This is a genomic window from Bacillus sp. cl96, from assembly GCF_900100505.1.
Classification (GTDB): domain Bacteria; phylum Bacillota; class Bacilli; order Bacillales; family Bacillaceae_G; genus Bacillus_A; species Bacillus_A cereus.
Genome location: NZ_FNDM01000013.1, coordinates 76,998 through 103,941, shown reverse-complemented (window position 1 = coordinate 103,941; position 26,944 = coordinate 76,998). Strand labels below are relative to the sequence as shown.

Genomic DNA, 26,944 nt, shown 5'->3' with positions numbered 1-26,944 from the left:
ACAAGAAAAAATATATAGATAGGTATGATCCATACCTATCTATAACATTACTTCTATTCTTTATCCAATTACGTCTTTTACGTCTGTATCCACTGGCCACTTTTCTAATGTATAAGCCATTTCCCAAAATGAATATTCATATTGACTGCTAATAATAAAATGCTGTTTCATACGTTTGCGATCTGCCTCTGTTACTTTTTCAGCGATAGTATCTAAACGTGTAATTTGTTCTTCAACTAGCGTACGGAACCAATCAGATCCATAAGCAGAAATCCATTCGTTATAAATTGGCTCTTCCGGCTGGCACTCTTTTAAGCGTTCGCCAATTTCATAATACAACCAATAGCAAGGTAAAATTGCTGCAATGGTATCTCCTAAATGCCCTTCATACGCAGCACGATACATATGTGAAGTATACGCATATGCAGTTGGCGCAGGAATAAAATTATCTTTTTCTTCTTTCGTTATCCCTAGTTTTTTAGCAAAATTCTCATGTAAAGATAACTCGGCCTCATATGTATTTTGAGCATGATGTGCCATACGAGCTGTCGTCTCTAATTCAAGAGCTTTTGCAGCTCCTAAAGTTTGTACTCTAGCAAAATGACTCAAATAATATGAATCTTGAAGCACATAATAGCGAAAACTAGCTAAATCTAATGTTCCTTCACCAAGTTTTTTTACAAAAGGATGGTTAAAACTCGCTTCCCAAATTGAATCTACTTCTTTACGTAATGATTGTGAAAAAGTCATTTAAATCCCTCCAATAATGTATAAAATATAAGTATTTATCCACAATTATTAAAGCTGTAAAATAAAAAACTTTCTTTACAGGCGTAAAGAAAGTGAAATTGACAGTATTTATTTACTCATTAAATAGCAACGTCTTTCCCACTTCCCTACGCTGGCATTAACCAGATCAGGTACTAAGAGTCTCAAAATCACATTTGATCTCAGCCTATAAAAGGCCCCCCTAGTGGATAAATATTTTGTTTTTAATAATGTATTCATCATAGCATACTTCGTGAAACTGTCAAAAAAATTCGTTATATAATTCCCTTAAAACCCTTCTTCTTTTCTAACTTTTAATGATGTTTCAATAATCATATCTAATAGTTTGCTATAACTAATCCCCGCTGCTTCTGCACTTTTTGGCAATAAACTTGATTGTGTCATCCCTGGTAATGTATTAATTTCCATTACATATGGAATTCCGTCCTTCACCATCATATCAACTCTTGCATAAACACTACATTTTAATGCTTTATAACAAGCAAGTGACGCTTTATTTACACGTTCCTTAATTTCTGCTGGAAGTTCGATAACTTCCTCAACTGTACTAGTATCATCATATTTTGCATTGTAGTCAAAGAACTCGGCTGCATGTCGAATTGAAACTATAGGTAACTGTTTTCCATCCAGAATTGAACATGTAATTTCATCACCTTTTATATACTTTTCAATTACTACTTCAGAATCCCATTCGAATACAGTTTCTAGCATTGAGATCAATTCATTTTTATTATAAACGATTTTCACTCCGACACTCGATCCGCCAGAGTTTGGTTTTACTACTAATGGAAATCCTAACTTATCTAACTCATCAAGATTTAGATCCTCCATTTTTGTAAGTTCAATCCAATCTGGTGTTTCTACACCTTCATAACGTAAAATCTTTTTCGAAATATTTTTATCCATACATATACTGCTAGATAACATATTACTTCCGCTATAAGGAATCCCTAAACTCTCCAGTGTTCCTTGAACTGTCCCATCTTCTCCGTATTTTCCGTGTAATGCGAGCAACGCAAAGTCAATGTCTTTCGCTTTTTCAACTAAATCTATTTTTTCATTTAATGTAATTGGAACTATTTCATACTTATTTTTATCTAAATGAGCAATCATTTCATTCCCCGTCATAATTGAAACTTGTTTTTCAGACGATACCCCGCCCATAATAACACCGATTTTCATTTTCTCAACTCCAAATTTCATTTTTTAATGTATCACCAATTATTTTAATTCCCCGAACTATTTCTTCTTCTTTCAAGCGCGAAAAACCTAATCGGAAAGTGTTCGCTCCTTCTCCATCAGAGTAAAAAACATCTCCAGGTGAAAACGTAACGCCTTTCTCATAACACTTTTGTAAAAGTGTGCGGGCATTCATATGCTCTTCTAGCTCTATAAATAAATGCAGCCCACCATCTCCAGTCATTCTTTTAAAAGGAATGTACTGGTTACATGCCCCGACAGCTAACTCATATTTTTTCTTATAAACAGATCTTGCCTTTTTTAAATATTTTTCAAAATATCCCTCATGTAAATATTGAAACAGAACAGCTTGATCTAGCGTAGATGTGTGAATCGTTCTTGCTCTTTTTACGCTTTCTAAATAATGAATCAGCTCTTTATCTGCAATAATCCAGCCTACACGTAAACCAGGGAAAAGTACCTTTGAAAAGCTACTAATATAAATCACATTATTGCCAGCTCCCGCAAAAGTTAATAATGGAGCTAAATGTGAACCTGAATAACGTAATTCTTCATTAAATCCGTCCTCTATAATAGGAACGTTGTATTTTGAAAATAACCTCATCAATTCCGTTCTTTTCTCTGAACTCGTAACAATACCGGTTGGATTATGATAAGAAGGAATTAAATAAGCAAAATCAAAATCTTTTTCACGCAAACTTTTTTCAACTTCATTCGTATCAATACCATCCTCATGCATATCAATCCCATGAACTTCAAGTCCATGTAAACGGAAAAGCTTAAGTGCAGCATGGTGAGTTGGATTCTCACAAATGACACGACCGGATTTTTTTGATAAAGAAGAGAGTACAATATCCAATCCTTCTGTAAATCCATTTGTAATTAGAATATCTTTATTCGAAATGTCTACACCTTTCATTTCCATGTAATGAAGTAAATAATTCATTAACGGTCTATATCCCTTTGCATATCCGTAGTTCAATACGATGTCCCCTTCAATGGACATACGAGTAAGAAAAGCTCTTTTGAAATTTTCAACATCAAATAGCTTCTCATCCGGGGCTATACTATTAAAAACAATCATTCCCTTTTCCCAACGAACACCATGTTTCATTAAATCTAATTCGTCCGCTAATGCGGTCACTGTATTAAGTTTATTTTTCCAATCTATTTCAACAGACGAAGTGTTAGATATATCCACCTTCGCAACAAAGTTCCCTTTTCCTTTAACTGCATAAATGAGTCCTTCTTGCTCTAAATCTGCATAAGCAGCGAGTACAGTGTTTCTACTCACACTTAGTAATTCACTTAGTTCCCTTGTTGATGGGATTTTTTGATCCCCGAGCAAATGCCCTTTCATAATCATTTTCTTCAAATAATCTTTCAATTGAATATAAACGGGACGTTCTTTAACAACTTTAAAATCCTTAAACAATTTCTTACCCCCTGCAATCATTTTTGCATATTTATTTCATTCTCAAAAGGTCCACGGCATATGTATTTTTTATAAAGGGCGGTACGGTCTTACAAATCTTTTCGATATAAGTTTATTACATCTTTTAAAGCTGCAGCTGCAGCGCCTCTTGGATTAGAAGCTCCACCAATTGTAGTAACTTGTCCCATCGTATCTGTAAAGAACGTAATTCCTTTTTCGGTTCCATTTACTTTTGCTAATGGATGATCTTTTTCTATTTGGCACGGTTCAACATTTAAATTCACATTGCCTCCCTCATCCTTATATGTTGATGCTATTAATTTAATAATTTTATGTTGTTCCTTAGCATTTCGAATTTGCTGTTTTGTAACGTGCTCGATTCCTTTTATATGTATATCAGTAAGTGTTTTCTCTGTTTCCATTAAGCTGTTTGTCAAAAGTAACAATTTACACGCACTATCTGAACCACTTATATCTAATATAGGGTTTGTCTCAGCAATTCCTTTATTTTGTGCTTCTTTCAGTGCTTCTTCAAATGTCATATCTTCCTCATACATTTTCGTAAGAATATAATTAGTTGTTCCATTTAATATTCCTTCTATTTTTTCAATACTGCAACCGGCTAAACTAAATTGTCCGATATCTAGTGTCGGTAGTGCAGCGGCTGTTGCACCGCTATATCGAATTCGTATATTTGCGCTTTTTGCTGCTTCATTTATTTCTCTCCAATTTGTAACGAGCGCACCTTTAGAAATTGCTACTATATCCATCTGTTTCTCAATCGCTTGTTTCATATATTGTTTCCCTGGATTTCCATCTTTAAGATTTGTAACCGTTGATTCTACCAATACAGTACCACTTATGCTAGTTGTTGCACGTTCCTTCGGATGATACTCTAAATATTTTTCAATTGCAGCGGTACCGCCACCATACATCAATAAATGATGAAGAGATAAGCCTTCTTCATTATGTATTGCGATATTTCTCCCTAATACGCCGCTTACAACTAATTGAATCCCATATGTTTCATATATATATGAATATTTTTCATTTAATAATTTTATAAACTCTCTACCTACTGTTCCGTATCCTGATAATACAACTTGAATTTTCATAATATCCCCCCATATTTTTCTACCAAATCCCTCTTTCAATATAATATAAAGCGCTCTCGAATTCCATCGAGAGCGCTTTATTATTACCTATTTCGGTAAACGTGATAGCTTTTCAGCAATTGTTCTATAAAACTCTTGAATGCTAGAAAAACCTAACGAGTCTGAAACACTTAACCCTACCATGTCGAGATGGTCCCAATTCGCTTTCGTTTCGATATGATTCCATTTTCCAATCTGTAATGACTCATTATTATTTACAGTAACATTAGAAGATGGTGCAATCATAGAATTTGTATTTACTACACCATCATTTTGCCACCAAGAAGTATCAACTAGCGGACGGTTTTCTTCATATCTCGCATAAGAACCTAAGAAAAATGCATTTCCCATTAACACTTTATTCATCGTTATATGAGGCAAATGTAAACCTGTTATAGGTGCTGCTTGTGATGCATGTCCACTATAGGATAAATAATACACATCTGGTTGCGTCTTTACCCAATTATTTAACTCCTTTGCACCATCTGTACTTAAATCCCATTGACTTATATCTTTTGTATTTTTCCAAAGTGAACTATTTAGAATACGATTACTATATTGGAAAAAGGACTCTCCAGCATTCTTCTTTATACCCCATTGATCCAATTTAAAATCATATAATGATAAATTATTGTTTCCCCCAAAGCTTGCAGCTGTAATGAGTAAATCTTTAACGAACGGCAGTAGAAGACTACCATCCGCAAGTGTTGTACCGTTGTGAGGGGTTGCTAATGTTGTAACACTATGAACATATGATTTTCCGCCTTCAAATAGTGGTGATATTTTGGTGTCTGGGTGATTTTTCACATAATTCTTTTCTTCAAAACTACCTTCTTTTAATAGCTGTACTAATGTTCTAATCGTTTGTCCACCCATGCTATGTCCAACTAAATGAACTTTATTTGTTTCACTCCAATTCGGCGCAAAACCACTATAAGTTCTGCCAAAACGATTATGTCCATGTTTCTCAGCATGGACTGCACCATAGTCTACTGTCCCACCGCTAATTTGTGCATACAATTCACATGCACGATCCCAGTTACTAGAAACAGGTCCAACAGCTGCGGTATGTACCGTATAACCATTTCGTTTCAAATCTTCCTGTATATCATGAACACCACCCCAATATTTTACGCCAAGCATTTCTTCTCTACCCCATCCAGCAAATCCATTCACTAATATGATAGGATAATTATTTTGTTGCCTCTCTTCAGCGTATGATATTTTCGCTGCGAATGAACATACGGTCACTAATGCAAAAAAACATATTTTTAAAAATAACTTCCCCATACTTTCTCCCCCCTAATAAAACGTTTACATTTTTCTTTTTAACTAATTAACAGAATAATTTAACAACTTAAACATAATGTAAAGTATTTTATATACTTTGTATATATAGAAAACATATACAAATGTTGATAAATATTAATTCAAGTAAATATTTACTTTTTACAATATAACTTGTAAATCTATTTATTTAGATTTATAATTAAATATAGATTCCTCATGTTAAAAAGATTTAAAAACCATAAGAAAACTAATCTCATTGCTTGAAAAGGAGGAAAAATCATGCAAATCGGATCAAATATTCATACATTGTCTCAACCTACTAAAATAACTCCATCTCATCTTGAGCATAATACTATCTCTTCTACTAAACTTGAAAGTAAGAAAATAAATGATCCTATCAAGGATGATATTCGTTTATCTGAAAAAGAAATGAAACAGCCTGAGCATAAATTTAATGAATTAGATTTATGGAAGATGCTAAAAGATAAAGGTGTTCCTTTATGGATTATACTTGAAATGCTACAAAAGGCTCGTAAAGAAAAAGAAGCACAAAATAATTCAGTTCAAAATTCAAATGCGATTGAAGAAACGAGTGAGACTCGATTAAATGAAGTAATGTAAGTTATTTAAACGGTATTAAAAAGAGCTCGAGGTTGATAAAGTATCCATCAACCTCGAGCTCTTTTTTAAGATTTTTCTCCAATCGTTACAAACTGAATTGATACCTCATCTCTATAACCTTCAATTAACTTTCTTACTTTTACTTTTTCATTAATCAACGTATTATCTGTCGATATTTTAGGGTTTTCATCACCTAATGACTTTTTCAAGTGTAGAAGTTGCATATTCGTTTCATTTGCTTTTATTTCTTTATACACACTATTTTTCGCCACAACGATATACCATAGTGCTCCATAGTCACGTTTATTGCCAAGCCAAGCATCACTACCATATGTAACAGGTATCTTGTTTCCTTCTATTTCAATACTTTTTATATTCTTTTCTTCTTCATTTATAAATAATAGGGAACTTTCTTTTGGAAAATTCGGCAACGTATCTAACGTTTTAGAAAGGGATGCTTGATTACGTTTACGAAAAAGCTTTGCATTCATCATCGCTTGTGCAGTAGATTCATTTATTATCAGAACCCTTTTTTGGTCAAATCTACCTGTTTTCACTGCAAAAGCTTCCTGTTCTTTCGTGTTTTCCTTATAACGATTCATAATTGCTCCAGTATGATTCTCATCTCCAATGATTAATACACCGTTAGCTGGAAATCTGTTTTCGTTTTTAGAGCATGCACTTACACTTAATAACAATAATATACTTAATATGAAAATAGATAATTGTTTTTTCATCACAGTTCCTTCCATAACTTCAAATTGTTTTTTTACATGCTTTTCTGCAATCTTACTTGCTGATTTTCTCTATTGTTCCATTGTCTTATGAAGCTTTTGTAAATAACGCCAACGAGTTATAAAGAAATATAAAACTTGTATACATATAAATGAAATTAAAATGACGATAGAGCTATTTAGAATAGAAAAATCGACTAATTGTTGTAATGCCATATAAGCGACTACAGTATGTATTACTGCAACGACAATTGGTAAGAAAAACATTAATAATAACTGTCTCGTTACAACTTTCTTTAGCTCCCGTTTACTTAACCCCATTTTCGAAATCATTTTATACTGCTGTTGATCACGATTCAAATCAGTATATAATCGGAAATAAATAAAACTAGCAGCAAATGTGAAGAAAACGATTCCGACTAAAACACTAGCCATAAGTAATAACCCATTCGTTTGTTTTGCACTTAACAACTCTATAGTTAGAGCTCTAAATTCAAAATGTATATCTCTAGGATCTTGATTAAATATATTATTTAATTGGTTTGAAACCTCTTTCGTTTTTATCCAATCATCTACAACAAATCCGTAAGTACGATATTGAATAATATCTTCATTATCTAGACCACTATTAAGTGGAATTCCATCATATACATGATCTTGAATAGCAATATATATCCCTTTCGTATCATGTGGCAAAACTAAATTATCGACAGTTTTTTTCACATGAAATGTCTTTGTCCAATCGCCTTGAATGACTTCAATATTCTTCTTATAATCACCATTTTTAAATTCTTGTTTTTGTGATACCATTCCAGGAATTAATAACATTTCATCTTCTTTTTCAATCGTTTCTTGTTGATACCCTAGTGCTCTCGCAAGTTCGTTATATTCACTTAATTTCATTACATATACATTACTTTCTGTATATATATATGAAGATGAAGCCATTCGATACGGAATATTAGCATCAGCCAGATGGTTTTTTATAATAGAGAGATGTTTATCCGCTATTTTGTTGTTTTCAGGAGCCATGTATAGTAATGTATACGGATTCGTCATCCTTACTAAATCTTTATTTCCAAGAGCAGCTGTCGTGCCAATTGCTGTAAAAGCAACTGCTGATATAATAGATACAATAAAAAACATCGTTGCATTATCTTTCATACGATAAATTAATTCTGAAAATGTTAGTATATTTGTTCTCTTTAAAAAGAAAGTTTCTCTCCTTTTGGCAAGATGCAATATATAAACGCTACACTGTGTATATAAAAAGTACGTTCCAATAATCACCAGGAATACTCCTATTCCTAGCACAATAAAACTATGATTTGGGATAAAGCGAAATACTAAAATATAGCCATACCCTATACTAAATAAAGAAAAAATTGATAATAAAATTGACGATTTTGGTTCAGGTTTTGGCTTTTCTCCTGCTTGAATCAGTTCCACAAGCTCTGTAACTTTTATCATTTTAAATGTAAATAATGAAACAATTAAAAACAAGAAAAGAAATGTAATAACTGTTAATAATACAGCCCGAACTGGTATATAAAAAGGTAAACCATTATTAATCATTAATACACTTGCACTTATCAATAAGACTAGTTTAGAAAATATGAGTCCAATGAAAATCCCTATACAAATTGAACCAAGTCCAATCAACATATTTTCAATTAATAATAATTTCTTAAGCTGTCTCATTGACATACCTTGCATCATTAAAATGCCAAATTCTTTCTTACGCGTCTTTAAAAACGAACTAACTGAATATAAAATGAAGAAAAATGAAAATACAAAAATCAATCCTTGCGAAACTGAAAATCCCAATGTACCAAATGCACTTATTGTTGCACTTGTCGATTTCAACTCACCTTGTAAATCAGGATGAAATAATAAAAGAGCATACGTAAAGAAAATCATAATAGAAAATGCACTACTTAAAAAATGGGCAGCATATGTACGCTTATTGCGAAAAATATTATTAAATGCGAACTGACGAAAAGTCATGCCTTTTCCCTCCTAACAAAGAAAGGACATCCATAATCTTTTGATAAAACGCTTGCCTGCTTTCACCGCAATAAATTTCGTTATATAGTTGACCATCTTTAATAAAGATTACTCGACTGCAAAAACTCGCTGCATACGGATCATGAGTAACTAACATCATCGTAGCTTTTTCTTCTTTATTTAGAGTATCAAGCATCTCCATTACATCATTTGAAGATTTAGAGTCCAAGTTCCCTGTTGGTTCATCTGCAAGTAATAATTGCGGCTTATGAACGATCGCACGAGCGATTGCTGTTCTTTGAGCTTGTCCCCCTGATATTTCAAATGTTCTTTTATTCAAGATATCTGTAATATTTAACTTCTCTGCAATCTCTTCCAATCGCTTGTTCATTTCTTGCACGGAAACACCATCTAAAGTCATCGGCAATACGATGTTTTCTTTTACAGTAAGTGTGCTAAGAAGATTAAATGATTGAAAAACAAATCCTAATTGCTTTCTGCGGAATAACGCTAAATCTTCTGATGATAATTGGAAAGGATTTGTGCCATTTATTAAAATTTCTCCCGATGATGGAGAATCAATAGTAGATACCATATTTAATAACGTTGTTTTTCCACTACCAGATGGCCCCATAATCCCTACAAATTCACCTTCTTGAATTGATAAATCAATATCAACTAATGCTTTATAAGGTACTTTCCCTTTATATACTTTACTAATACTTTTTGCATGTAAAATTTCCATGTATATTCTCCCTTCATTTGCACGTCTCATAACAGAGTGTAAATGAATTGTCTTACAGCTCATATTGATTCGTCTTTCATTTATCTTACACGCTTGTAAGATTTCTAAAAAAACTGATAATAAAACTATTTTCAAACTAAAATTAACGCATAACTATCTTATAATAATTGTATAGTAGTAGGAAATATAATGTATAATAAAGATTTATTATATAAAGGAGTAAAAGACCGATTGCTATCGGTCTTTTACTACCCAACGTTATATTTTTATCCACTCAGATTTTCTCAATATATAATGATTATATATTTGATTTTCTATCCTCTGTTGGGTCTTATAAATAAACCCGCATTTTTCAATAACTTTATTTGATGCTACATTGTTAATTAAAGCAATTGCGTTAAGGACATTTAAATTTGTTTCTTTAAACAAAAAGTCAATTAAACCTTTAGTCGCTTTTGTAGCATAGCCATGATTTTGATGTTCATTTGAGATAGCATACATTATCTCTCTGTTTGGTGAAGGGAGTTCTTCTTTCATACCTGTGCAGCACCATCCAATAAATTCATTTGTGGTTTTCTTAAATATTCCTAGTCTTAATATGTGATCATCTATGTTAGTCGTAGTTCTCACTGCATGAAGAAACGCTTTATTTTCTGGTATTTCATAATTTACAACCCAATTAACCCTTTGTTCTTTCGTCGATTTCCAGTCCGGTAAAAACTTTTCTATTTCCGGTTGATTGGATATGTTATAAATACTCTCTGCATCTTTGACCGTGAACTCTTGTAGGTATATATCTCCACAATCTATTTTAAATAACTTAGTGAATCTCTCTTCATCCATGTTAATCCCCCTTACTTACATTAAAGCTCCTTAATCTGCTTCGTAAGTTCCATAAACCGTTCATCCAGTGCTTTATATTCTTTGTCGTTAGAAGTTAAAAAGCTTAATTTCCCTAGTACTTCTTGTCTCTCTGTTTCTAACGTTAAACGTAGCTCTTCAATATCATCTCTTGTTTTCGTAGGTTCTTCTAGCTGCTTTTGTATCGTATTGTTTGAAAACACGAGTTTTGTGTTAGTTGTTTTCTCCAAAAAATATCGATCGTGAGATACAATTACTAATGTTCCGTTATACTCAGCTAATGTATTTTCAAGTTGTTCACGTGAAGGTAGATCCAAGTGATTCGTCGGTTCGTCTAAAATGAGTACATCTTTTTCATCTAAAATATAAGCCATTAGCTTACATTTTACTCTTTCTCCCATACTCATATGCTCAATCGGCTCTTTCCATTGAGAAGCTTGGAACCCTAAATGTTTCATTAAATTTTGGACTTTTCCTCTTTCTTCAAACGTCTCTTTAAAAAATAAATTTTCTGGTGTTTTATCAAGCGGTAAATCAAAAACTTCTTGTGTTAAATAGCCGATGTTCGCAGATGGTGAAATCCATATTTCTCCTTCAGCAGTTTCCGTTCCCATAATCATCTTCAGTAATGTTGTTTTCCCACTACCGTTTGGTCCAACAATCGCAACTTTCTCACCGTGCTGAATTGTAAAATTAACGTTTTCAAATAATACTTTCCCATGAAAGTCTTTTTTTAATTGCTTCACTTCTAAAAAACGTTTTCCTACTTTTTTGTTCGCTTGAATAGAAAACTCAACTGAATACTCTTCTTTCACACGTTCTACTTTCGCTTTCTCCAGCTCTTTTTCAAGTCGTTTTCGTTTTGACTTCACTTGTGCATCCATTCGCTTCGCTTTTACACGATAGAATTCTTTCACACCTTCTTGTTTTGTAGACTGCGCGTGTGCCTTTTGTGACCATGAACTCAATTCTTTTATATGTGTTTCTACTTGTTCTATCTTTTTTTGCTGCTTTTCATATTCACGCTGCTGCGACTTTCTTTTTTGCTCACGTGCTTTCATGTAGCTCGTATAATTACCACTATGCTCAATTAATTTTTTGTCCTCAATTGACCATATTTTTGTTGCGACAACATCTAAAAAATATCGATCATGCGATACAACGATAACTGTACCTTTCATGTTTTTTATTTGTTTAATGAGAAATCCCGTACTGATCTCATCTAAATGATTTGTCGGTTCGTCTAATATTAAGACATTAGGATTTTCAGCAAATCCTTTTGCCAATCGAATTTTCAGCTTTTCACCACCACTTAAAGTATGAAAATCGTTCGTTGGCACGCCCCATTTTGCAAGAAGTTCTGCTTCTTTTGCAATTACATCATTACTAATAAAAGATTCTATTTCTTGCTCAACATATGCTGTTGTCATATTCATTTGCATCCATTCAACAGTACCTTTTGAAGGTTCAATCTTCCCATTTATTAATTGAAGTAACGTTGATTTACCAGCACCATTTTTACCGATTAATCCGATAACATCCCCTTGTTTTACTGTCACATTCATTTTCTCTAACAACATATTTTCTTTTATTTCAACATAAACATCATTTAATTTTAATAGTTCTTTCATAAATACCGATCCCTTTCATTAAGGGAGAATAAAAAATCCTCCCAAATAAATTTGGCAGGATTAGTCATTACATTATTTATACCCAAATAAGCTATTGCGCAATATAAATAGCAATACCGTTGTATGGAAATTGGGCAGACTAATCCTATTTTTTAGAAATTGAAATTTATTGAATTTCAACATTTAAAAATAAGATTAGTTAATCATCGTCCACCCATCATTCCTTTCCATCGTTAATAACCATATTGTACCATACTAGTACTGTATGAGTAAATGCAATTATATGTGCTGTTAAAAAGATTGCTTTCTTTTAGGTTTATTTATCATTCCTTAACTTCATGTTGAATAAGCACAAATTACATTGATTGTAATACGTCCTTTAGATTTCCCCAGTAGTAAACTTCTAAGCACTCTCTCTTATATAAAGTGAAACTTTAATTAGTGGGGGTTTTCTTCATCCCCACTGATTATTAGTTGAACCAATCGGACTTTTATGGGCAGCCCGACCCCCACCTAATTTCTTTGCTTTCGCTGAATTTTGAGGTGGGGGTCTTACTGCCCATTAAAGCGGGATAAATTTTGTATAAAAACAAAATATTATTCATTACCCAACAATAGATTATTGTTTATCGATAATTTTTTATTGATTATCCCCTTGTAATAAGCTATTATATTTTTACAGAAAATATTAATGTAAGGATTGATTTTATGGACAGGACATTAAAAATCACAAAGTTAAATATGTTTTTAATGATTTTTCTCATCCCGATTATAGTAGGGATAATTGTTGGTATACTAACTAAATTGGGGCAAAGTATACTTCCTGGACATTGGAATTCATTAGCTAATCTAGGAAGCGTTTGGTTAGTTCCATCCTTTTTTGTGGCTAGCTTTAGTTATTCTAAGCGTACAGCTATACTTTCTGGTATCCTTGCACTATTCGGAATGGTATTAGGCTACTATGGTTATGCAATAGTTATTAAAAATATAGCTCACTCTATTTATTTTATATCTGTATGGATTGTATGTGCATGTATAGGAGGAACTATCTTTGGAATTGCAGGTTTTCTATGGAAAGATACTACAAATCCACTTCATAAATTCGGAAGCTCACTTATTAGTGGAGTTTTTGTAACAGATGGACTTCACATTCTTTTAAATTTTGAAGACTATAGTCACATGTTACCTGTTGGATATACCGAAGTCATAGTCGGGATTATCTTGATTCTTGTATTAGAACGCTCTAATGCTCATCGAATTTCTTCTTTCTTAATGATTATTCCTATCACTATTTTGGGATTAATTGGATATAAATTATTAAGTTTGTTTACTTAATTAAAATTCATAAAGCTAGCTCTTTTAAAGGGCGAGCTTTTTTCTTACAATAAACTATTTATATATTAATAAATTATTAAATCCCTCTCATTTAACAGCCTTATTTATTATTGTGTCATTACACATACTTACACGACCTTTTATTAGAATCATACCAGTCTTGTATATCATTTCATTTAATCCATATAAAGTAAGGCTAAAAAACTTATTTCAAAAGTTCTTTAGCCTGAGTCATTTTACACATTAAAAAATATAATACGTACAACGGTACCTTTACCAACTTCTGAATAGATTTCTACACTATGTCCTAATTGCTTCGTAATTTCATATACGAGATATAGCCCCATTCCAGTTGATTCTTTAAAATCTCTACCGTTTTCTCCTGTAAAGAAAGGTTTGAATACTCTTGGTAAATCTTGCTTCGGTATACCTACACCATTATCAGCAATTTCAAGTATAACATTATTACCTTCCTTACAAGCTTTCACTTTAATCTTCTCTCTACTACCAGATGAATATTTAATCGCATTCGATAGTATTTGTCCAATTAAAAATTGTAACCATTTCGCATCACTTTCTACTGTAATGTCCTTATCAATTTCAATATATGGATATACAAAATTCCGGATAAAGAATCGTTTATGCTCATGTACCGAATCATTCACTATTTTATGTAGTTGTACTCTTTCTACATAAAAATCTTGTGTAAATGCTTCTAAACGTGCGACATACAGAGCCATTTCTAATCCCTTTTTTAATCGATCAGTTTCCTCATTTATACTTTCAAAACGTGAATCTACTTCATCCTGTGTAATTAATTCTATTACAGATAAAGGTGTTTTCATTTGATGAATCCACTGATTCATAAAGGTTAAATGGTCATTATTTTTTCTCTCTTGCATTTGCAGCTGATTTTGATAATGTCGATATTGCACCTCAAGTAGTTCTTGAAGAGCAGCCGATACAGCTGCAAAATCAGATTTTTGAACAGATTCATCCAAAGATTGCATCGGGTTTGCTAAGCGCTCATAAAAAGAACGATGTGTAAAATAACGAAACACTAAATAACTTCCCATAAAGAAAACACCTAGAAACATTGCATATAACGCCGTTGTAATATGATTATGCCCATCAAACCAATATACGAGAAATATAGCTAGTAGTTGAATTATAGTAAAGCAAATAAGTGGTATATGATCACGTATAAACAACCTTATCATTTTTCTATACCAGTATCCCAAGTAATATGCAATCTATATCCAACACTACGAATCGTTTCAATCGCACCTTCTATATGTAACGTTTGTAACTTTTTACGCACACGTGTTGTATTTACACTTAATGTATTATCATCAACATAAGATTCGCTATCCCATAATTTATTTAACAACACTTCCCTACTCACAACACGCGGATAATTTTTCATTAATGTCTCTAATAAAATAGCTTCGTTTCTCGTTATATCAATCTCTTCGTTTCTAAGTTTCAATACAAGTCTTTCAGGATATAAACAAAGGCCTTGTTGCTCAATCATTCGCTCTTCTAGTTTCGGTGCATAATCTCCATATGCACGTCTTAAATGACTACGAATTTTCGCCACTACAACTTCATAATGAAAAGGCTTCGGAATAAAATCATCGCCACCGTTTTCTAACGCCATAACTTGATCCATCGTACCTTCACGAGCCGAAATGAATAGTATCGGACATGTAGAAACACTACGAATTTGACGACACCAAAAGTAACCATCAAAACTCGGTAAATTAATATCTAATAAAACTAACTCTGGTTGTTCATCTAAAAAAATGTCTAATACATTTTGAAAGTCCGATACAATAACTCCTTGATAACCATATTTCGCAACATATGTTGATAATAGTTCTGCAATTTTCATATCGTCTTCTACAATCATAATTTTGACCATTATTGAACTCCTTTTTAATCCACAATCTCAAATATACTTATATAAAATAAATACTACCTCTTTTCACAAAATCCGTAAATTAAAAAAAGGATGCTTTTATACAAAAGTATCCTTCTTCTATTATTCTTACTTAATATGAAAGTTACTGCAATTAAAACCTAGCTTCTCCACATAATCCATACTTAGTTCCATTCGTGCCGTTTTAAGTGGATCCACAACTTGACAAACTTTTAAATCACCGGCAGCTGATGTGTGGCACATGAAATGCTCTCTTCTTTCGGTGCAGTACCAATTACACCGATTATTTGATTAATCAGAATTTATAGTTCATTTGAAAACAAAACATGTTCATTATGTATTAAGACGATTTTTATTGTATTTTCATGTAGATCTTCACCCATTACGCCAAGGTTCACCCCTGTAGTTAAAACACCTTGCTCTGCAATTTTTATCTTTTCAATCGTTACAGCTAATATGTCACCAGGTTCTGCACCACTGATATATACAGGTCCAGTCGTCGGATTAATTCGGTTTCAATCAAATTCTTGAAACGCAACATCTTCAGAGTCAATTTGATTCTCAAAGCAATCATATGTTCCAAATATAAGACGACTCCCAATTTCTACTTCCATATGTTGCTTTGAAATAAACTTTGATTAAACATACCTCACAGACTCGTAATTTATGGTAAACAAGAAGAATTCATTTTGAAAAAAGATTGATCAAAATGAATTCTTATCTAACAAATTTAAGTTTCTATACTATAAAAAGTTTGGTCATTTTCTATCTTTATTCTTCAACAAACGCGCCCTTTTCTTGAACAACATGCATCGTATTATAATTTAGACATAAAGACAAAACCCTAAATTACGAAGTGTCTTATAACTCTTTGGTGTGCTCATACACTACCGATTGATACGTTTCCGGATTAATTCTCAAGAATTTCGTGTAACCTCTCAGCAAACTCTTTATGATGCACTGTGTTATAGCCCACATGGTTTCCTGGAAACTCTGCGAATTCTGTTCCGAGGTGTTCTGCCAAGTTGAATGCGCAATGGTAAGGAAAAAATTCTCGTGAAATACTTCCACCGGCTGGACGTACCTGTATCGATGCAGGTTTTAATGAGCGCTTTAATGCATCGATGTTTAAAGTATAGCTGAGAATTCCCGGGATTTCATACTCAGTGAAATAAAACGAATTGCCGAGTAGTCGCTTTGTTAGCATATCCTTCGATAGTCCGGAATTGCTATCATCGATATTTGACAATAACTTCATGACCTCACTTTTATGATTCCCTTTAAGGTCTTCCATGAAATTTATAGCCTGCTTCAACTCATTTTCAGGTAAAAGTTGTAATAAAACCGGTTCGTGTGGGATTAGTAACTGTACCTGCCCAGGATGGCGTATACACAAATCAAGTCCGATGACAGCACCAGAACTACTTCCGAATATATAAGCCGGTTCATTGGTCAAATTGGCTAGCAGCCGGTGAGCGTCTTCACTATGTGTTTGCACATGGTAATCCTCAGTTTTATTGACGAGATTGCTACGGGAATGACCACGACGATCGTAAGTAACAACGGTATACCATTTAGCAAGATGGTCGGCAATATTATGGAACTTGTCGGCATCACCACCCCCACCATGAATCAAAAGAAGAATTGGACCCGAGCCACGCACCTCATAATAGATGCTTGCTCCAATTACTTGCAATGTTCCGTTTTTTACTATACTCATTTGTACATCCTTCCTTTCTTTTGTCATCTCCCTTAACATTACATGATTGGTGAATGATATAAAATGCAGGAAATAACTAAGAAACAAATTCACCATAAGAAAAAGCAATGTGTGGCTTTAAAATAAAGTTTGATTAAAAATATTGTGTTAAACCGTATTCTATGTTGAATAAAAAGAAACCATTTTGAAAAAAGTTTAATCCAAATGGTTTCTTATCCAGCAGGTTTATGTTTATGTTTCTGTTTTATAAAAAAGTTTGATCATATATTTACAATTCTTTGATTAAAGAGATACAGCATCGCAACTTTATTTCAAAACTACACCATACATGGTTTATTCTCTGATGACATCGCGTAAATAATATGGTCTTTATGAATTCGATACATAATACCTCTCCCTTTTATATTTATCTACTATTACTAATTAGCTTTTTTTATACAAGCTCCTCTTAAAATTAAATGTTATTTTTATGTAAAAAAGCACGCAGATTGTTTTATAACATACACTCTTTACTATAACAGAAAGGTGGTATCACTATGCCCCTTATTCCATACAACGAAAGTGATGTTGATTTACTAGCTCGATTAATTCGTGCTGAAGCTGAAGGCGAAGGTCGCCAAGGTGAGGAGTTAGTTGGATGCGTTGTAGTAAACCGTGTATTTTGTGATTGCTTAGATTTTAAACAACTCCGTACCGTACGAGACGCTGTATATCAAAGCCCCGGCGGATTTGAAGCAGTACAATATGGATATTTTTATCAACGCGCTCGTGAATCAGAAAAAGAAATCGCACGAAAAGTTTTACAAGGTCAATGGCGCTGGCCTGCACGATGGGCTCTTTGGTATTTCCGTCCAGTTGGAGCTTGTCCGCCTGAATGGTATAATCAGCCATTTGTAGGACAGTTTAAAAGCCATTGTTTTTATGAACCAAGTGGTGATGAATGTCCGAAAATGTATTCACGATAGTAAAATTTGCAACGCAAGTACTTAGAAATTTTGGTACTTGCGTTGCTTTTAACTGTGTTTTAGAAATCTAATAGTGTGATGAAATTTTCTATGCCTACTACATGTATTAATAATGGTATACGAGGACCATTTGATTGATTCATAATGAGCTTATATATAATAGTGAATAATTGTTTTTGATTTTCTTTCATTATTTTTTTATTTTCATGATGACAAATCGCATATAATTGCTCCATTAAGTTAGAGTAATCTTTATTAGAACGAAGTATTTTACAAACTTCTACTAGCCATTCTTTCTGCCTTTCATCTAATGTGTAGTAAAACTCTGCATTTTTCTCCTCATTTACCGCGATTAATTTTTCAGATTGAAAGTTTCTTATCCAATACTCTGCGCGATTACTTATCGCTCTCATTTCATCTAATGCATAGCTCCTATCTATTTTCTTTAATATCCCCTGTAAAATAGTTGAATCAAAATTTAATAATGGTAACGTTCCTGCTACTTGATTAAATTTCGGATATTCTTTAATCTCACTATCAACTCTAGAGATTCTAATTGCATCAAATAAATCTTCATTTTTGAGCGTTTTATTTTCATAACTATCTTTCAATCGCTCATACTCTGTATAATTACGAATCACATCTTCATCCAACCCAATATAAAAAGCAGCGCCTGGTTTGTATTTTGCAAACATAAAGAGAATTACTTCTGATATATACACTTTCAATAAATTGCTTAGTGTAATACTATTCCCTGAAGAACTAGACATTTTTTCATGATTCCCTTTAATACCAATAAAATCGTAAGCAACGTAATGAGGCGCTTCTCGATTGAATATTTTCCTTGCAATTTCTTTTGATACATTATAACTACCCGTTTCTGATGAATGATCTCTACCGCCCGGTTCAAAAATAACATCCTCTATCATCCATCTCATCGGCCAATCGATTTTCCAGTTTAGTTTCATTTTATTTGTATTTAATACGGATAACTCTTTTTCATTTCCGCATTCACATTCATACCGGACTGTTTTTAATACTTCATCAAAATGTGTAATAGTTGTTGTATCTTTTCCGCATCTCTCACAATATAATGTAGCTGGATAAAAGCTCTCTCGCTCTTCTTCACTACACTCTCTAGTTTTAAAACCCATTAAAATATCATATATTTCTTTTCGTTTATACAAGGCCTCTAATATATTTTCGTTATACCTTCCGCTTCTATATTCATCATGTTGATAAATAAATTCTACTTCAATTCCAAATGCTTGAAGCGATTTTTCAAACTCTTTTTCAAAATGCTCCGCATACGAGTTATGACATCCATACGGATCTGGAATATCACAGTATGGCATACCAATATACTTTGCAAAAGATGGATCAATATTTTTTGGAACTTTTCTAAACCTATCATAATCATCCCACGAAAATATAAAACGAGTCTTTTTCCCTAAATCTTGAAGTGCTCTTACTACGAAATAAGTCGTTACGATTTCACGAAAGTTCCCAATATGAACAGAACCTGACGGACTAATTCCAGATGCACAAACAAACATTTCTTTATTTGGATGTTTCCTAATTAATTCATGTGCTACTTCATACGCCCAATGCATATATTACTCACCTCAATTATTTTTTGTTTCTCATTTCCAGTTTTATGCAACAAAAAAACTCCCACCCCCAAGATTATTCATCTTGAGGACGAGAGTTGTTAGCTTCGCGGTACCACCTCAGTTTGTTAATATGTCACCATATTAACCTCTTCAGGTACGGCAAAATATGCTTATACCCTATCTCTATAACGGGAGAACCCGTCGCACCATCCCTAAATAAATTAGTTCCTTGCGCAGCTCCAAGTCTTTTTTCATTAAGATGTATACCGCTCTTTCTCAGCTACCAGAGCTCTCTGTACGTATTCTTTCTTAACTACTCTTCTCTTCTATGCCTTAAATATTAGTTTTTTAATATGATAATTTATAACACTTTTATTGTCAAACTTTTCCGAATCGAAATCGTAAAATTATCTAAAAAAATTCTTTATCGCTTCTAATTGAATTTTGTGGCTACACTCATCACAACAATATGCCCCTTTTGGTTTCTCTTTAAATCGCTTATATTTTTCACTGCCTTCGTAAACACGAAATATATTCTTACAAGAAAAGCAAACAATCTCATAAAACATCATATGCATTTTCCTCTCCTTGTTTATACACTTTTTTAATCACTTGAGAAGGTCATTTTTCTACAGTATAAATTTTAATATCCTTTGACTAAAAGGTTTACCTCTATTCTTAGCGAATTATATTAATATCTTATAACGCGAGGTGAACATCTTGTTCAGTAATATAGAATTAGTTTTAGATGCTAAAGCAAGTTTAGCTGAAGGACCATGTTGGAATGGAAAAAAGCAACTTTTATATTGGGTTGATATTATGGAGAGAAAATTATGCATATATAATCCTACCGCTAATACGAACCGAGTAATTGTTCTCAATCAACAAATTGGCTGTGTTGTTCCATATTTAGAGGATGTACTACTCTTAGCTATGGAAAACGGCTTTTATTCTATTAATGTAAATACAGAAAAACTGACACATATTTTTGACCCTGAACCACATTTAATAGAAAATCGTTTCAATGATGGAAAATGTGATCCAGCTGGTCGTTTCTGGGCAGGTTCTACAGATACATACGGTATGAATGCTGCAGGTTCCTTGTATTGTTTACATCATAATTTAAGTGTAGAGAAAAAAGTTTCACATGTAAATACATCAAATGGAATTACTTGGTCACCTGATCATACATACTTTTACTTTATAGATACACCTACTAAAAAAGTGGTTCGCTATCAATATAATATACGTACTGGAGACATTCATAATCCAAGTGATGTAATCAATTTCTCTGAAAATGATGGTCTACCTGATGGTATGACAATTGACGAAGAAGGTTGTTTATGGATTGCACATTGGGGAGGTTCAAAAATAACTAGATGGAATCCCTCTACTGGAGAACAAATATTAAGCATTCCAATTCCCGCGTTATATGTAACATCATGTACATTTGGTGGGCCTAATTTAACAGATTTATATGTTACAACAGCCAGAACAAGAATGAGTGATAACGAATTAAAAGAGTATCCACATGCTGGTGGTATTTTTCGAATTCAAACAAATGTTAAAGGCTGTCCCACCTATTCATTTTGCAATAAAAATATTGGAGCTGAAACAATGTGAACCGTATCGATTACATAAGACAAGAAGAAAAGAAATATCACGACCTTTGCTATGAACAATATAAACTGTTTGAAGCTGGCTCTTGGCTTTTCAAACCAGTTAAAACGGTTATGGACTTGATGAACCACTTTGACGGACAAAACAACTTGCAAGTACTTGACCTTGGCTCTGGCGTTGGGAGAAATAGCATTCCAATTGCAAAAAAAATAAAAAATACTAGCGGCACCGTTACATGTGTTGATTTACTTAATTCCGCTTTAACAAAGCTACAAATTTATAGCAAAGAACATGATGTATTCGAGGCTATAAAAACAGAAGAAGCAGCAATTGAAAACTATCATATTGACTCTAACGCTTATGATTATATCGTTGCAGTATCAAGTTTAGAACATGTCAAATCAGAAGAAGATTTTAAAAATGTACTCCACTCTATGAAAAGAGGTACAAAAAACGGCGGTATTAATTGTTTAATTATTAACTCTAACATACAAGAAATTGATTCAATAACGAATGAAGAATTAGAAGCTTTAATTGAAATTAATCTTTCAACCGAAGAAATGATAAGTACTTTAAAAAGCATTTATAAAGAATGGAAAGAACTAAAAGTTGAAATAAAAGAATTAGCTTATGATATTGTTCGAAATGAAAGACACATTCAATTAAAAACAAATGCTATATCGTTTGTAGTTCAGAAATAATCGTATAATAAAGATATGATTATTTCTCTCATATTTATTTTTATTGCACGAAATTTGCAACTATAAATATTTATGAAACAAAAAATAAAAGAGCACTTGTTTCCGCAAGTGCTCTTTTGGGGATTTTGAGATACCCTATTAACGAAAGTTAAGGTTACTTAAAGTTAAAAGGTATTTATATTATATGCTTGTCCTTTTTATTTGTGCATAATCAATATATAAACATCTTTAATCATTCTTAATAACTTTTAGTTATCGTTCTTTCTTACATTTTATCATTAAGAAATTGATTGAAGGTTTATTTGCCATGTTCTTATTTGGTTCATCAATTTCCGAAACTTGTACTAATCTATATTGATTAAAATCTTTTTTTATAGATTCAGAATCATAAAAGAACATTTTTACACCTTCCATTATCTCATAATAATCTTTATCCAACTGTTTTCCTTTTCCGTACATGGGAGCTTTTTTAGAAACAGTTGTAAAAACCATATATCCGCCTGGTTTTAACTGATTATAACAATCTTCAATAAATTTCTCTCTTTCCTGTTCATTCAACAAATGAAGAAGTGCATGACTAAATATCCCATCATACAGTTTATTATCAAAAGGCATTTCGTTTACTGAACCGTGATACATACTAACATCTTCTAGTCCGTTTTCTCTTGCTAAATCGATTGCTGTTTTCGAAATTTCAATACCTGTTACATTTATACCATTATCGATAAAAACCTTTGCATTTCTTCCATATCCAATACCCGGAACTAATATATTCTTAACGTTCTTTTCAAGAAAAAAATCTTTTGTCAAAATTGCAGATTCTGTAGGTTCAAATCCCCACATCGTTTGTTTTTCGATAAAACTTGATTCCCAAAATTCCATTATGTATCTATCTCCTTATTTTCAATCCATTTTTAGTATCACATGAAAAACTTATAAATTTTAACGCTGCGTCTACCTATGCCAAATTAGTTTTTTACCACATTCACTATAAGTCCATTGAATATAGCACAATTATAAGCCTATATCTATTATAATGATTGGTTTAAAATCCACCCTATTTTATTAATCCTTACGTTTGTAGAAAAATAAAAAAGCCAATACTTCCGTTATAGTATTGGCTTTTTCTCACGAGAAATTATCTTTTTATATTGTACCGATCTAATACTTTTTCTAACATTTCTAAAGTTATTGGTTGTGCTTCTTTTATTAATTGATAACCAATACGACCATTCGGTTCCGCTGTAACTTGCTGTAAACTCTTTACGTCATGAATCCCTTTTTCTCTTAATTGCATATAAAGTTGTTGTTCCGACATTTTTGCCTGCATCAAATTCTCTTTTACAATCTCTCCGTTTTCAACAATTATAATGCTACTTCCATTTAAAAATTGTTCCACCTTCCTTGATTTCAATTCAAAGAAATGAATGATAAGTAATATGCTTGCAAATATGATAGCCGCGAATATAGATGGGACTACTTTTCTACTTAATACAGGTTCTACAATAATACGGCCAATTGATACAACTATAATGATTTCAGCTCTTGTCATTTGGCTCACAGATGTACTACCTGTCATTTTCAAAACAATTATTCCAGTAAAAGTTAATATAATACTTTCCCAAATTATATTCATAATAACCCAATCCTTTAATGGTGTATTTTACTATCATTCCCATTAAAGGTATGTTTTACTTACCTATTAAGTTGTTAAATCCTTCAGACCATGATGGAAATAAAGGTGTCCATCCATACTCTTTACGTGCCTTATTATTGGAAGCTCCTCTTTCCCAACTATTTTTCCCATCTTGAACTTTAGGCTTATGTGCCCCTATCGCTGCTGCATATATTGGTAACCATTCTTTACTAGTTGCTGGATAATTATCTACAATATTTACGATTCCTGAAGGCCAATTAAGGGATAGCATAGTAGCTCTTGCAGCATCTTCAACATGTATAAACGAGCTTATCCCGTCTGATGCGATAATTTCATTATTACGAACTTGATTTGCTATTAATCCGTTTTCCGCATACCATGTTCCTGGTCCGTATAATGTGCCGTAACGAAGTATAACCGATTCAGGTAACTCAGTAACAGCTTTTTCTAATTTCAATATGCCATTAACAGTGACTTGCCGAGGCATAGAAGCAGTAATATGTAGTGAGTCTTTTTCAGTCGCAAATGTATCCCCTGGTTCATACGCCCATGAAATACTTTGAGCGATTATTTTCTGTACCCCTACATTTTTAGCGGCATCGATAAGGTTACGAGTGCCTTTTGTTCTAATTTTTGCATTATCCTCAAAATTCCATGATGACAATGACGTTAATTGATGAATAACTACATCGGGATTTGTTTCTTCTAATACAGAAAATACAGCCTCTCTATTAAATACATCAGCTATTACTGGTATGGCACCCACCCTTTTCATTGCTTCTACTTGCGAAGTATTACGAATCATCGCAAACACCGTATGCCCATTTTTTATTAACATTGGCAATAAAGAACGTCCTATTACACCAGTTGCACCTGCTACAAATATTTTCATATATGTTCCTCCTCATTTAATAATCATAAATGTGACGAAACATTTGTAAGGTATGTGACAAATATTTGCTCATTTTTTCGTTATTCATATGAAACATATACTTTTAATGGTTTAATTATCCCTAAACTCAATTCATCAAAACATTGTATGAGTGAAGTATAATGTATTTCATGTTGAAAGATCTCCTCTATAAATGGTGTTTTTCCTATTTCTTCAAAAAACCAATCTGCATGTTTTTGATAATCGTATCCGTCACTTGATCCAATAATTTGTAATTCTTTCTGATAAAAGTTAGCAGTTAATGTTAGTTCTTCTATATTACCATCAGACAGTATACATATTTTACCATTAGTTTTAAGAGCTTTTTGCAAAGTATGGAACCCACTATTTGTAGCAGAACATTCGAAACCATAATTATATGTTTCTATTATTTTCTCTTCTGAATCATATATGTTTTTCGTACCAAACTTCTTTGCAAAATCTCTTCTATTTTTATTAGGCTCAACAACATCCACATGCTCAATGCCTACATAGTATTTTAAGAAATAACAAGCGAGTAAACCAATAACTCCCATTCCAATTATAAGGACTTTTTCATCCTGTCGCGGGTTTAGTTTCAATACTCCTTTAGCGGCATCACATGAAAGAATAGATAATAAAGCAATTTTAGGTTGTATAGAACTAGGCACTCGAATTACTTTATGCGCCTTAACTATCCCTATCGTTTCATGTCCATAAAAAGAAACTACTTTATCACCTACGTTTACATGTGTTACTTGATTACCAACTTCAATCACTTCACCATAACTTTCATATCCAGTTTTTCTTGGATAAAAAGGATGCGGATCTGTAACATCGAATCCATTATACTGTGGTAACTCGGCCCCAATGCTTATCGATCCTGCGATCGTTTTAACGATAATTTCATCGTCCTGTATGTCCTTAATTTCATTTGTTTCCCACTCAAGTTGTTTAGGCCCTTTTACAATTAACTTATATTGTTCCATTTATATCCTCTCTTTTTATAAAGATGTTATAAGTAATATTGTTATCCATCTAAATTTCGACTAAATTTATTTACCTAATAGATGATAAATTACCCTTGCCCACGTTTATACCTTTAATGCTCCTGTACCTTTCTGTTCAGCGTCTAATACTTCAAGATTACTATTCTGATAACATTTTAAGAAAAGTCGTTGCCGCCCAAATGAAATACGCAAGTTGCGTCACGATATACATCGTAATTTCAAAACCTGTAAGCTTTCTTTCCCTTTTTATTTTCTTTAAATATCTATAAAAACAAAATGAACATAAGATCAGTAAAACAATAGACATTTGATATAGATTATCCACTAAAAGAACTGCCATTTATTTCATCACCTTTCCAATAGAAAGCGAGCTATAGTTCAAGCATACCATAAAAAAGGAATTAATTACCATGTAGTCCAGAGCAAATATTACCCAATTAAAACCAGTCACCTTTTTGAATTTATTCAATACAATGTTATGTAATCGACTACACACGATATAATAGGAGATTACTTTCTTTCACTGCAAATGCTTAGGAGGAAGTTGTACATGCAATTGATTCATAACATAAGAAAGGCATTTAATAACCTATGTAACTACGATACGTTCAATTTAATACACACTATTCAATCATTAAATATTTCACTTCATAAAATAGCTCCTTTTATTACTTCACCAGTTAATCTTGAATACGGAAGGAACGTTATCTATCAGTCTGAATTCGTAGAGATTTTAGTATTAAATTTCCCCAGCAAAGCAAAGACCTTTGTGCACGATCATGGAATATCTGTAGGATGTATACTAATAGTCAATGGTACGTTACAAAATATAACGTACGAAAATAATAGCGAGCGGATTGAAGAGTTTACAGAGGGAAATATTTTCACAGTAAAAAAAGATACTGTGCATAAAATGTATAATGCTACAGATTCAGCAGTAATAACTTTCCACGTATATTCCCCACCATTAAAAGATGTCCAAATATATGAATAGTCTTTAGAAG

Annotated in this window: 26 protein-coding genes, 1 pseudogene, 1 riboswitch and 1 other annotated feature; of the genes and pseudogenes, 6 read left to right on the top strand and 21 right to left on the bottom strand. The window is 32.7% G+C overall.

The features are described 5' to 3' along the window. Positions 1 to 60: 60 nt before the first annotated feature. The 5 genes from tenA to BLT20_RS23860 all read right to left on the bottom strand — a co-directional run bounded on the left by tenA (position 61) and on the right by BLT20_RS23860 (position 5,868). On the bottom strand, positions 61 to 750 hold the full coding sequence (gene tenA, locus BLT20_RS23880; RefSeq protein ID WP_000144518.1) for a thiaminase II: 690 nt from the start codon (positions 748 to 750) through the stop codon (positions 61 to 63). A gap of 126 nt (positions 751 to 876) precedes the next feature. Next, positions 877 to 982, bottom strand: a riboswitch (TPP riboswitch). A 74-nt stretch (positions 983 to 1,056) separates the two neighbouring features. After that, positions 1,057 to 1,971: a D-alanine--D-alanine ligase gene (locus BLT20_RS23875; protein WP_002025855.1), complete on the bottom strand. Its 915-nt coding sequence runs from the start codon at positions 1,969 to 1,971 to the stop codon at positions 1,057 to 1,059. Positions 1,972 to 1,975: 4 nt separating this feature from the next. Next, positions 1,976 to 3,424 carry a MocR-like pyridoxine biosynthesis transcription factor PdxR gene (locus BLT20_RS23870; RefSeq protein WP_000471644.1) on the bottom strand — a complete coding sequence of 483 codons (1,449 nt, stop codon included), beginning with the start codon at positions 3,422 to 3,424 and terminating at the stop codon, positions 1,976 to 1,978. An 89-nt stretch (positions 3,425 to 3,513) separates the two neighbouring features. Continuing rightward, entirely contained in the window at positions 3,514 to 4,539 is a 1,026-nt protein-coding gene (locus BLT20_RS23865; RefSeq protein ID WP_000701771.1) for a homoserine dehydrogenase, read from the bottom strand. An 87-nt stretch (positions 4,540 to 4,626) separates the two neighbouring features. Then, complete coding sequence (locus BLT20_RS23860) at positions 4,627 to 5,868, bottom strand: esterase/lipase family protein (RefSeq protein ID WP_000517071.1); 1,242 nt, start codon at positions 5,866 to 5,868, stop codon at positions 4,627 to 4,629. A gap of 279 nt (positions 5,869 to 6,147) precedes the next feature. Here BLT20_RS23860 and BLT20_RS23855 point away from each other — a divergent pair, with 279 nt between their 5' ends. Beyond that, on the top strand, positions 6,148 to 6,489 hold the full coding sequence (locus BLT20_RS23855; RefSeq protein ID WP_001165489.1) for a DUF3914 domain-containing protein: 342 nt from the start codon (positions 6,148 to 6,150) through the stop codon (positions 6,487 to 6,489). 65 nt (positions 6,490 to 6,554) lie between these two features. Here the strand turns inward: BLT20_RS23855 and BLT20_RS23850 are convergent, their stop codons facing one another. The 5 genes from BLT20_RS23850 to abc-f form a co-directional block, all read right to left on the bottom strand. Next, positions 6,555 to 7,226: a lipoprotein BA_5634 family protein gene (locus tag BLT20_RS23850; RefSeq protein ID WP_000744469.1), complete on the bottom strand. Its 672-nt coding sequence runs from the start codon at positions 7,224 to 7,226 to the stop codon at positions 6,555 to 6,557. A gap of 69 nt (positions 7,227 to 7,295) precedes the next feature. Further along, positions 7,296 to 9,230: an ABC transporter permease gene (locus tag BLT20_RS23845; protein WP_000144148.1), complete on the bottom strand. Its 1,935-nt coding sequence runs from the start codon at positions 9,228 to 9,230 to the stop codon at positions 7,296 to 7,298. After that, positions 9,205 to 9,975, bottom strand: a complete 771-nt coding sequence (locus BLT20_RS23840; RefSeq protein WP_000404282.1) for an ABC transporter ATP-binding protein — start codon at positions 9,973 to 9,975, stop codon at positions 9,205 to 9,207. The genes BLT20_RS23845 and BLT20_RS23840 overlap by 26 nt, the downstream gene beginning before the upstream one ends. 258 nt (positions 9,976 to 10,233) lie before the next feature. Beyond that, a complete protein-coding gene (locus BLT20_RS23835; RefSeq protein WP_000343080.1) occupies positions 10,234 to 10,818 on the bottom strand; it encodes a GNAT family N-acetyltransferase in 585 nt (194 codons plus the stop codon). 20 nt (positions 10,819 to 10,838) lie between these two features. Further along, positions 10,839 to 12,467 (bottom strand): ribosomal protection-like ABC-F family protein, encoded by a 1,629-nt coding sequence (gene abc-f / locus BLT20_RS23830; protein WP_000661373.1) that lies wholly within the window; start codon positions 12,465 to 12,467, stop codon positions 10,839 to 10,841. Between the two features lie 708 nt (positions 12,468 to 13,175). Between abc-f and BLT20_RS23820 the strand changes: the two genes are divergently transcribed. Then, the gene (locus BLT20_RS23820) at positions 13,176 to 13,802 is read left to right on the top strand and encodes a DUF6518 family protein (RefSeq protein WP_000376263.1); all 627 of its coding nucleotides are present in this window, start codon (positions 13,176 to 13,178) and stop codon (positions 13,800 to 13,802) included. A gap of 236 nt (positions 13,803 to 14,038) precedes the next feature. Here the strand turns inward: BLT20_RS23820 and BLT20_RS23815 are convergent, their stop codons facing one another. From BLT20_RS23815 to BLT20_RS23800, 4 genes and pseudogenes are all read right to left on the bottom strand, one after another. Beyond that, the gene (locus BLT20_RS23815) at positions 14,039 to 15,022 is read right to left on the bottom strand and encodes a sensor histidine kinase (protein WP_013141965.1); all 984 of its coding nucleotides are present in this window, start codon (positions 15,020 to 15,022) and stop codon (positions 14,039 to 14,041) included. After that, positions 15,019 to 15,726: a response regulator transcription factor gene (locus BLT20_RS23810; protein WP_000239008.1), complete on the bottom strand. Its 708-nt coding sequence runs from the start codon at positions 15,724 to 15,726 to the stop codon at positions 15,019 to 15,021. Before BLT20_RS23810 ends, BLT20_RS23815 begins: the two co-directional genes overlap by 4 nt. Before the next feature lie 126 nt (positions 15,727 to 15,852). Then, positions 15,853 to 16,358: pseudogene (locus tag BLT20_RS23805) on the bottom strand (acetamidase/formamidase family protein). 296 nt (positions 16,359 to 16,654) lie between these two features. Further along, positions 16,655 to 17,464 (bottom strand): alpha/beta fold hydrolase, encoded by an 810-nt coding sequence (locus BLT20_RS23800; RefSeq protein WP_000029414.1) that lies wholly within the window; start codon positions 17,462 to 17,464, stop codon positions 16,655 to 16,657. 536 nt (positions 17,465 to 18,000) lie between these two features. On the opposite strand from BLT20_RS23800, the gene BLT20_RS23795 reads away from it, so the two are divergent. Then, positions 18,001 to 18,429 (top strand): cell wall hydrolase, encoded by a 429-nt coding sequence (locus BLT20_RS23795; protein WP_001128402.1) that lies wholly within the window; start codon positions 18,001 to 18,003, stop codon positions 18,427 to 18,429. 59 nt (positions 18,430 to 18,488) lie between these two features. Here BLT20_RS23795 and lysS read toward each other — a convergent pair whose 3' ends face one another. Continuing rightward, the gene (gene lysS, locus BLT20_RS23790) at positions 18,489 to 20,042 is read right to left on the bottom strand and encodes a lysine--tRNA ligase (RefSeq protein ID WP_000558594.1); all 1,554 of its coding nucleotides are present in this window, start codon (positions 20,040 to 20,042) and stop codon (positions 18,489 to 18,491) included. A gap of 81 nt (positions 20,043 to 20,123) precedes the next feature. Further along, positions 20,124 to 20,380, bottom strand: a binding site (T-box leader). Between the two features lie 69 nt (positions 20,381 to 20,449). Continuing rightward, positions 20,450 to 20,620, bottom strand: a complete 171-nt coding sequence (locus BLT20_RS23785; RefSeq protein ID WP_000551042.1) for a DUF2197 domain-containing protein — start codon at positions 20,618 to 20,620, stop codon at positions 20,450 to 20,452. A 142-nt stretch (positions 20,621 to 20,762) separates the two neighbouring features. Here BLT20_RS23785 and BLT20_RS23780 point away from each other — a divergent pair, with 142 nt between their 5' ends. Continuing rightward, positions 20,763 to 21,665 carry an SMP-30/gluconolactonase/LRE family protein gene (locus tag BLT20_RS23780; RefSeq protein WP_000492434.1) on the top strand — a complete coding sequence of 301 codons (903 nt, stop codon included), beginning with the start codon at positions 20,763 to 20,765 and terminating at the stop codon, positions 21,663 to 21,665. Then, complete coding sequence (locus tag BLT20_RS23775; protein ID WP_001079449.1) at positions 21,662 to 22,363, top strand: class I SAM-dependent methyltransferase; 702 nt, start codon at positions 21,662 to 21,664, stop codon at positions 22,361 to 22,363. Before BLT20_RS23780 ends, BLT20_RS23775 begins: the two co-directional genes overlap by 4 nt. A gap of 252 nt (positions 22,364 to 22,615) precedes the next feature. On the opposite strand, the gene BLT20_RS23770 is transcribed toward BLT20_RS23775, so the two are convergent. The 5 genes from BLT20_RS23770 to BLT20_RS23750 all read right to left on the bottom strand — a co-directional run bounded on the left by BLT20_RS23770 (position 22,616) and on the right by BLT20_RS23750 (position 26,280). Further along, positions 22,616 to 23,245 (bottom strand): class I SAM-dependent methyltransferase, encoded by a 630-nt coding sequence (locus BLT20_RS23770; protein WP_000397612.1) that lies wholly within the window; start codon positions 23,243 to 23,245, stop codon positions 22,616 to 22,618. A gap of 256 nt (positions 23,246 to 23,501) precedes the next feature. After that, the gene (locus BLT20_RS23765) at positions 23,502 to 23,999 is read right to left on the bottom strand and encodes a DUF421 domain-containing protein (protein WP_001021703.1); all 498 of its coding nucleotides are present in this window, start codon (positions 23,997 to 23,999) and stop codon (positions 23,502 to 23,504) included. Between the two features lie 55 nt (positions 24,000 to 24,054). After that, the gene (locus tag BLT20_RS23760) at positions 24,055 to 24,912 is read right to left on the bottom strand and encodes an NAD-dependent epimerase/dehydratase family protein (RefSeq protein ID WP_000689437.1); all 858 of its coding nucleotides are present in this window, start codon (positions 24,910 to 24,912) and stop codon (positions 24,055 to 24,057) included. An 80-nt stretch (positions 24,913 to 24,992) separates the two neighbouring features. Continuing rightward, positions 24,993 to 25,919, bottom strand: coding sequence for a zinc-binding dehydrogenase (locus BLT20_RS23755; RefSeq protein WP_000438847.1), 927 nt, complete (start codon positions 25,917 to 25,919; stop codon positions 24,993 to 24,995). Positions 25,920 to 26,079: 160 nt separating this feature from the next. Then, on the bottom strand, positions 26,080 to 26,280 hold the full coding sequence (locus BLT20_RS23750) for a hypothetical protein (RefSeq protein WP_000279689.1): 201 nt from the start codon (positions 26,278 to 26,280) through the stop codon (positions 26,080 to 26,082). 210 nt (positions 26,281 to 26,490) lie between these two features. Here BLT20_RS23750 and BLT20_RS23745 point away from each other — a divergent pair, with 210 nt between their 5' ends. Beyond that, positions 26,491 to 26,934, top strand: coding sequence for a cysteine dioxygenase (locus tag BLT20_RS23745; RefSeq protein WP_001176009.1), 444 nt, complete (start codon positions 26,491 to 26,493; stop codon positions 26,932 to 26,934). The last annotated feature ends 10 nt before the right edge of the window (positions 26,935 to 26,944 follow it).

Excerpts from the sequence above, each read along its gene's own strand:
- BLT20_RS23875 (WP_002025855.1), bottom strand. The coding sequence starts at position 1,971 with ATGAAAATCGGTGTTATTATGGGCGGGGTATCGTCTGAAAAACAAGTT.
- BLT20_RS23840 (WP_000404282.1), bottom strand. The coding sequence starts at position 9,975 with ATGGAAATTTTACATGCAAAAAGTATTAGTAAAGTATATAAAGGGAAA.
- tenA (WP_000144518.1), bottom strand. The coding sequence starts at position 750 with ATGACTTTTTCACAATCATTACGTAAAGAAGTAGATTCAATTTGGGAA.
- BLT20_RS23765 (WP_001021703.1), bottom strand. The coding sequence starts at position 23,999 with ATGAATATAATTTGGGAAAGTATTATATTAACTTTTACTGGAATAATT.
- BLT20_RS23785 (WP_000551042.1), bottom strand. The coding sequence starts at position 20,620 with ATGCATATGATGTTTTATGAGATTGTTTGCTTTTCTTGTAAGAATATA.
- BLT20_RS23850 (WP_000744469.1), bottom strand. The coding sequence starts at position 7,226 with ATGAAAAAACAATTATCTATTTTCATATTAAGTATATTATTGTTATTA.
- BLT20_RS23800 (WP_000029414.1), bottom strand. The coding sequence starts at position 17,464 with ATGAGTATAGTAAAAAACGGAACATTGCAAGTAATTGGAGCAAGCATC.
- BLT20_RS23860 (WP_000517071.1), bottom strand. The coding sequence starts at position 5,868 with ATGGGGAAGTTATTTTTAAAAATATGTTTTTTTGCATTAGTGACCGTA.
- BLT20_RS23745 (WP_001176009.1), top strand. The coding sequence starts at position 26,491 with ATGCAATTGATTCATAACATAAGAAAGGCATTTAATAACCTATGTAAC.
- BLT20_RS23795 (WP_001128402.1), top strand. The coding sequence starts at position 18,001 with ATGCCCCTTATTCCATACAACGAAAGTGATGTTGATTTACTAGCTCGA.
- BLT20_RS23810 (WP_000239008.1), bottom strand. The coding sequence starts at position 15,726 with ATGGTCAAAATTATGATTGTAGAAGACGATATGAAAATTGCAGAACTA.
- BLT20_RS23845 (WP_000144148.1), bottom strand. The coding sequence starts at position 9,230 with ATGACTTTTCGTCAGTTCGCATTTAATAATATTTTTCGCAATAAGCGT.
- BLT20_RS23760 (WP_000689437.1), bottom strand. The coding sequence starts at position 24,912 with ATGAAAATATTTGTAGCAGGTGCAACTGGTGTAATAGGACGTTCTTTA.
- BLT20_RS23815 (WP_013141965.1), bottom strand. The coding sequence starts at position 15,022 with ATGATAAGGTTGTTTATACGTGATCATATACCACTTATTTGCTTTACT.
- BLT20_RS23865 (WP_000701771.1), bottom strand. The coding sequence starts at position 4,539 with ATGAAAATTCAAGTTGTATTATCAGGATACGGAACAGTAGGTAGAGAG.
- abc-f (WP_000661373.1), bottom strand. The coding sequence starts at position 12,467 with ATGAAAGAACTATTAAAATTAAATGATGTTTATGTTGAAATAAAAGAA.
- BLT20_RS23770 (WP_000397612.1), bottom strand. The coding sequence starts at position 23,245 with ATGGAATTTTGGGAATCAAGTTTTATCGAAAAACAAACGATGTGGGGA.
- lysS (WP_000558594.1), bottom strand. The coding sequence starts at position 20,042 with ATGCATTGGGCGTATGAAGTAGCACATGAATTAATTAGGAAACATCCA.
- BLT20_RS23755 (WP_000438847.1), bottom strand. The coding sequence starts at position 25,919 with ATGGAACAATATAAGTTAATTGTAAAAGGGCCTAAACAACTTGAGTGG.
- BLT20_RS23835 (WP_000343080.1), bottom strand. The coding sequence starts at position 10,818 with ATGGATGAAGAGAGATTCACTAAGTTATTTAAAATAGATTGTGGAGAT.
- BLT20_RS23820 (WP_000376263.1), top strand. The coding sequence starts at position 13,176 with ATGGACAGGACATTAAAAATCACAAAGTTAAATATGTTTTTAATGATT.
- BLT20_RS23855 (WP_001165489.1), top strand. The coding sequence starts at position 6,148 with ATGCAAATCGGATCAAATATTCATACATTGTCTCAACCTACTAAAATA.
- BLT20_RS23750 (WP_000279689.1), bottom strand. The coding sequence starts at position 26,280 with ATGGCAGTTCTTTTAGTGGATAATCTATATCAAATGTCTATTGTTTTA.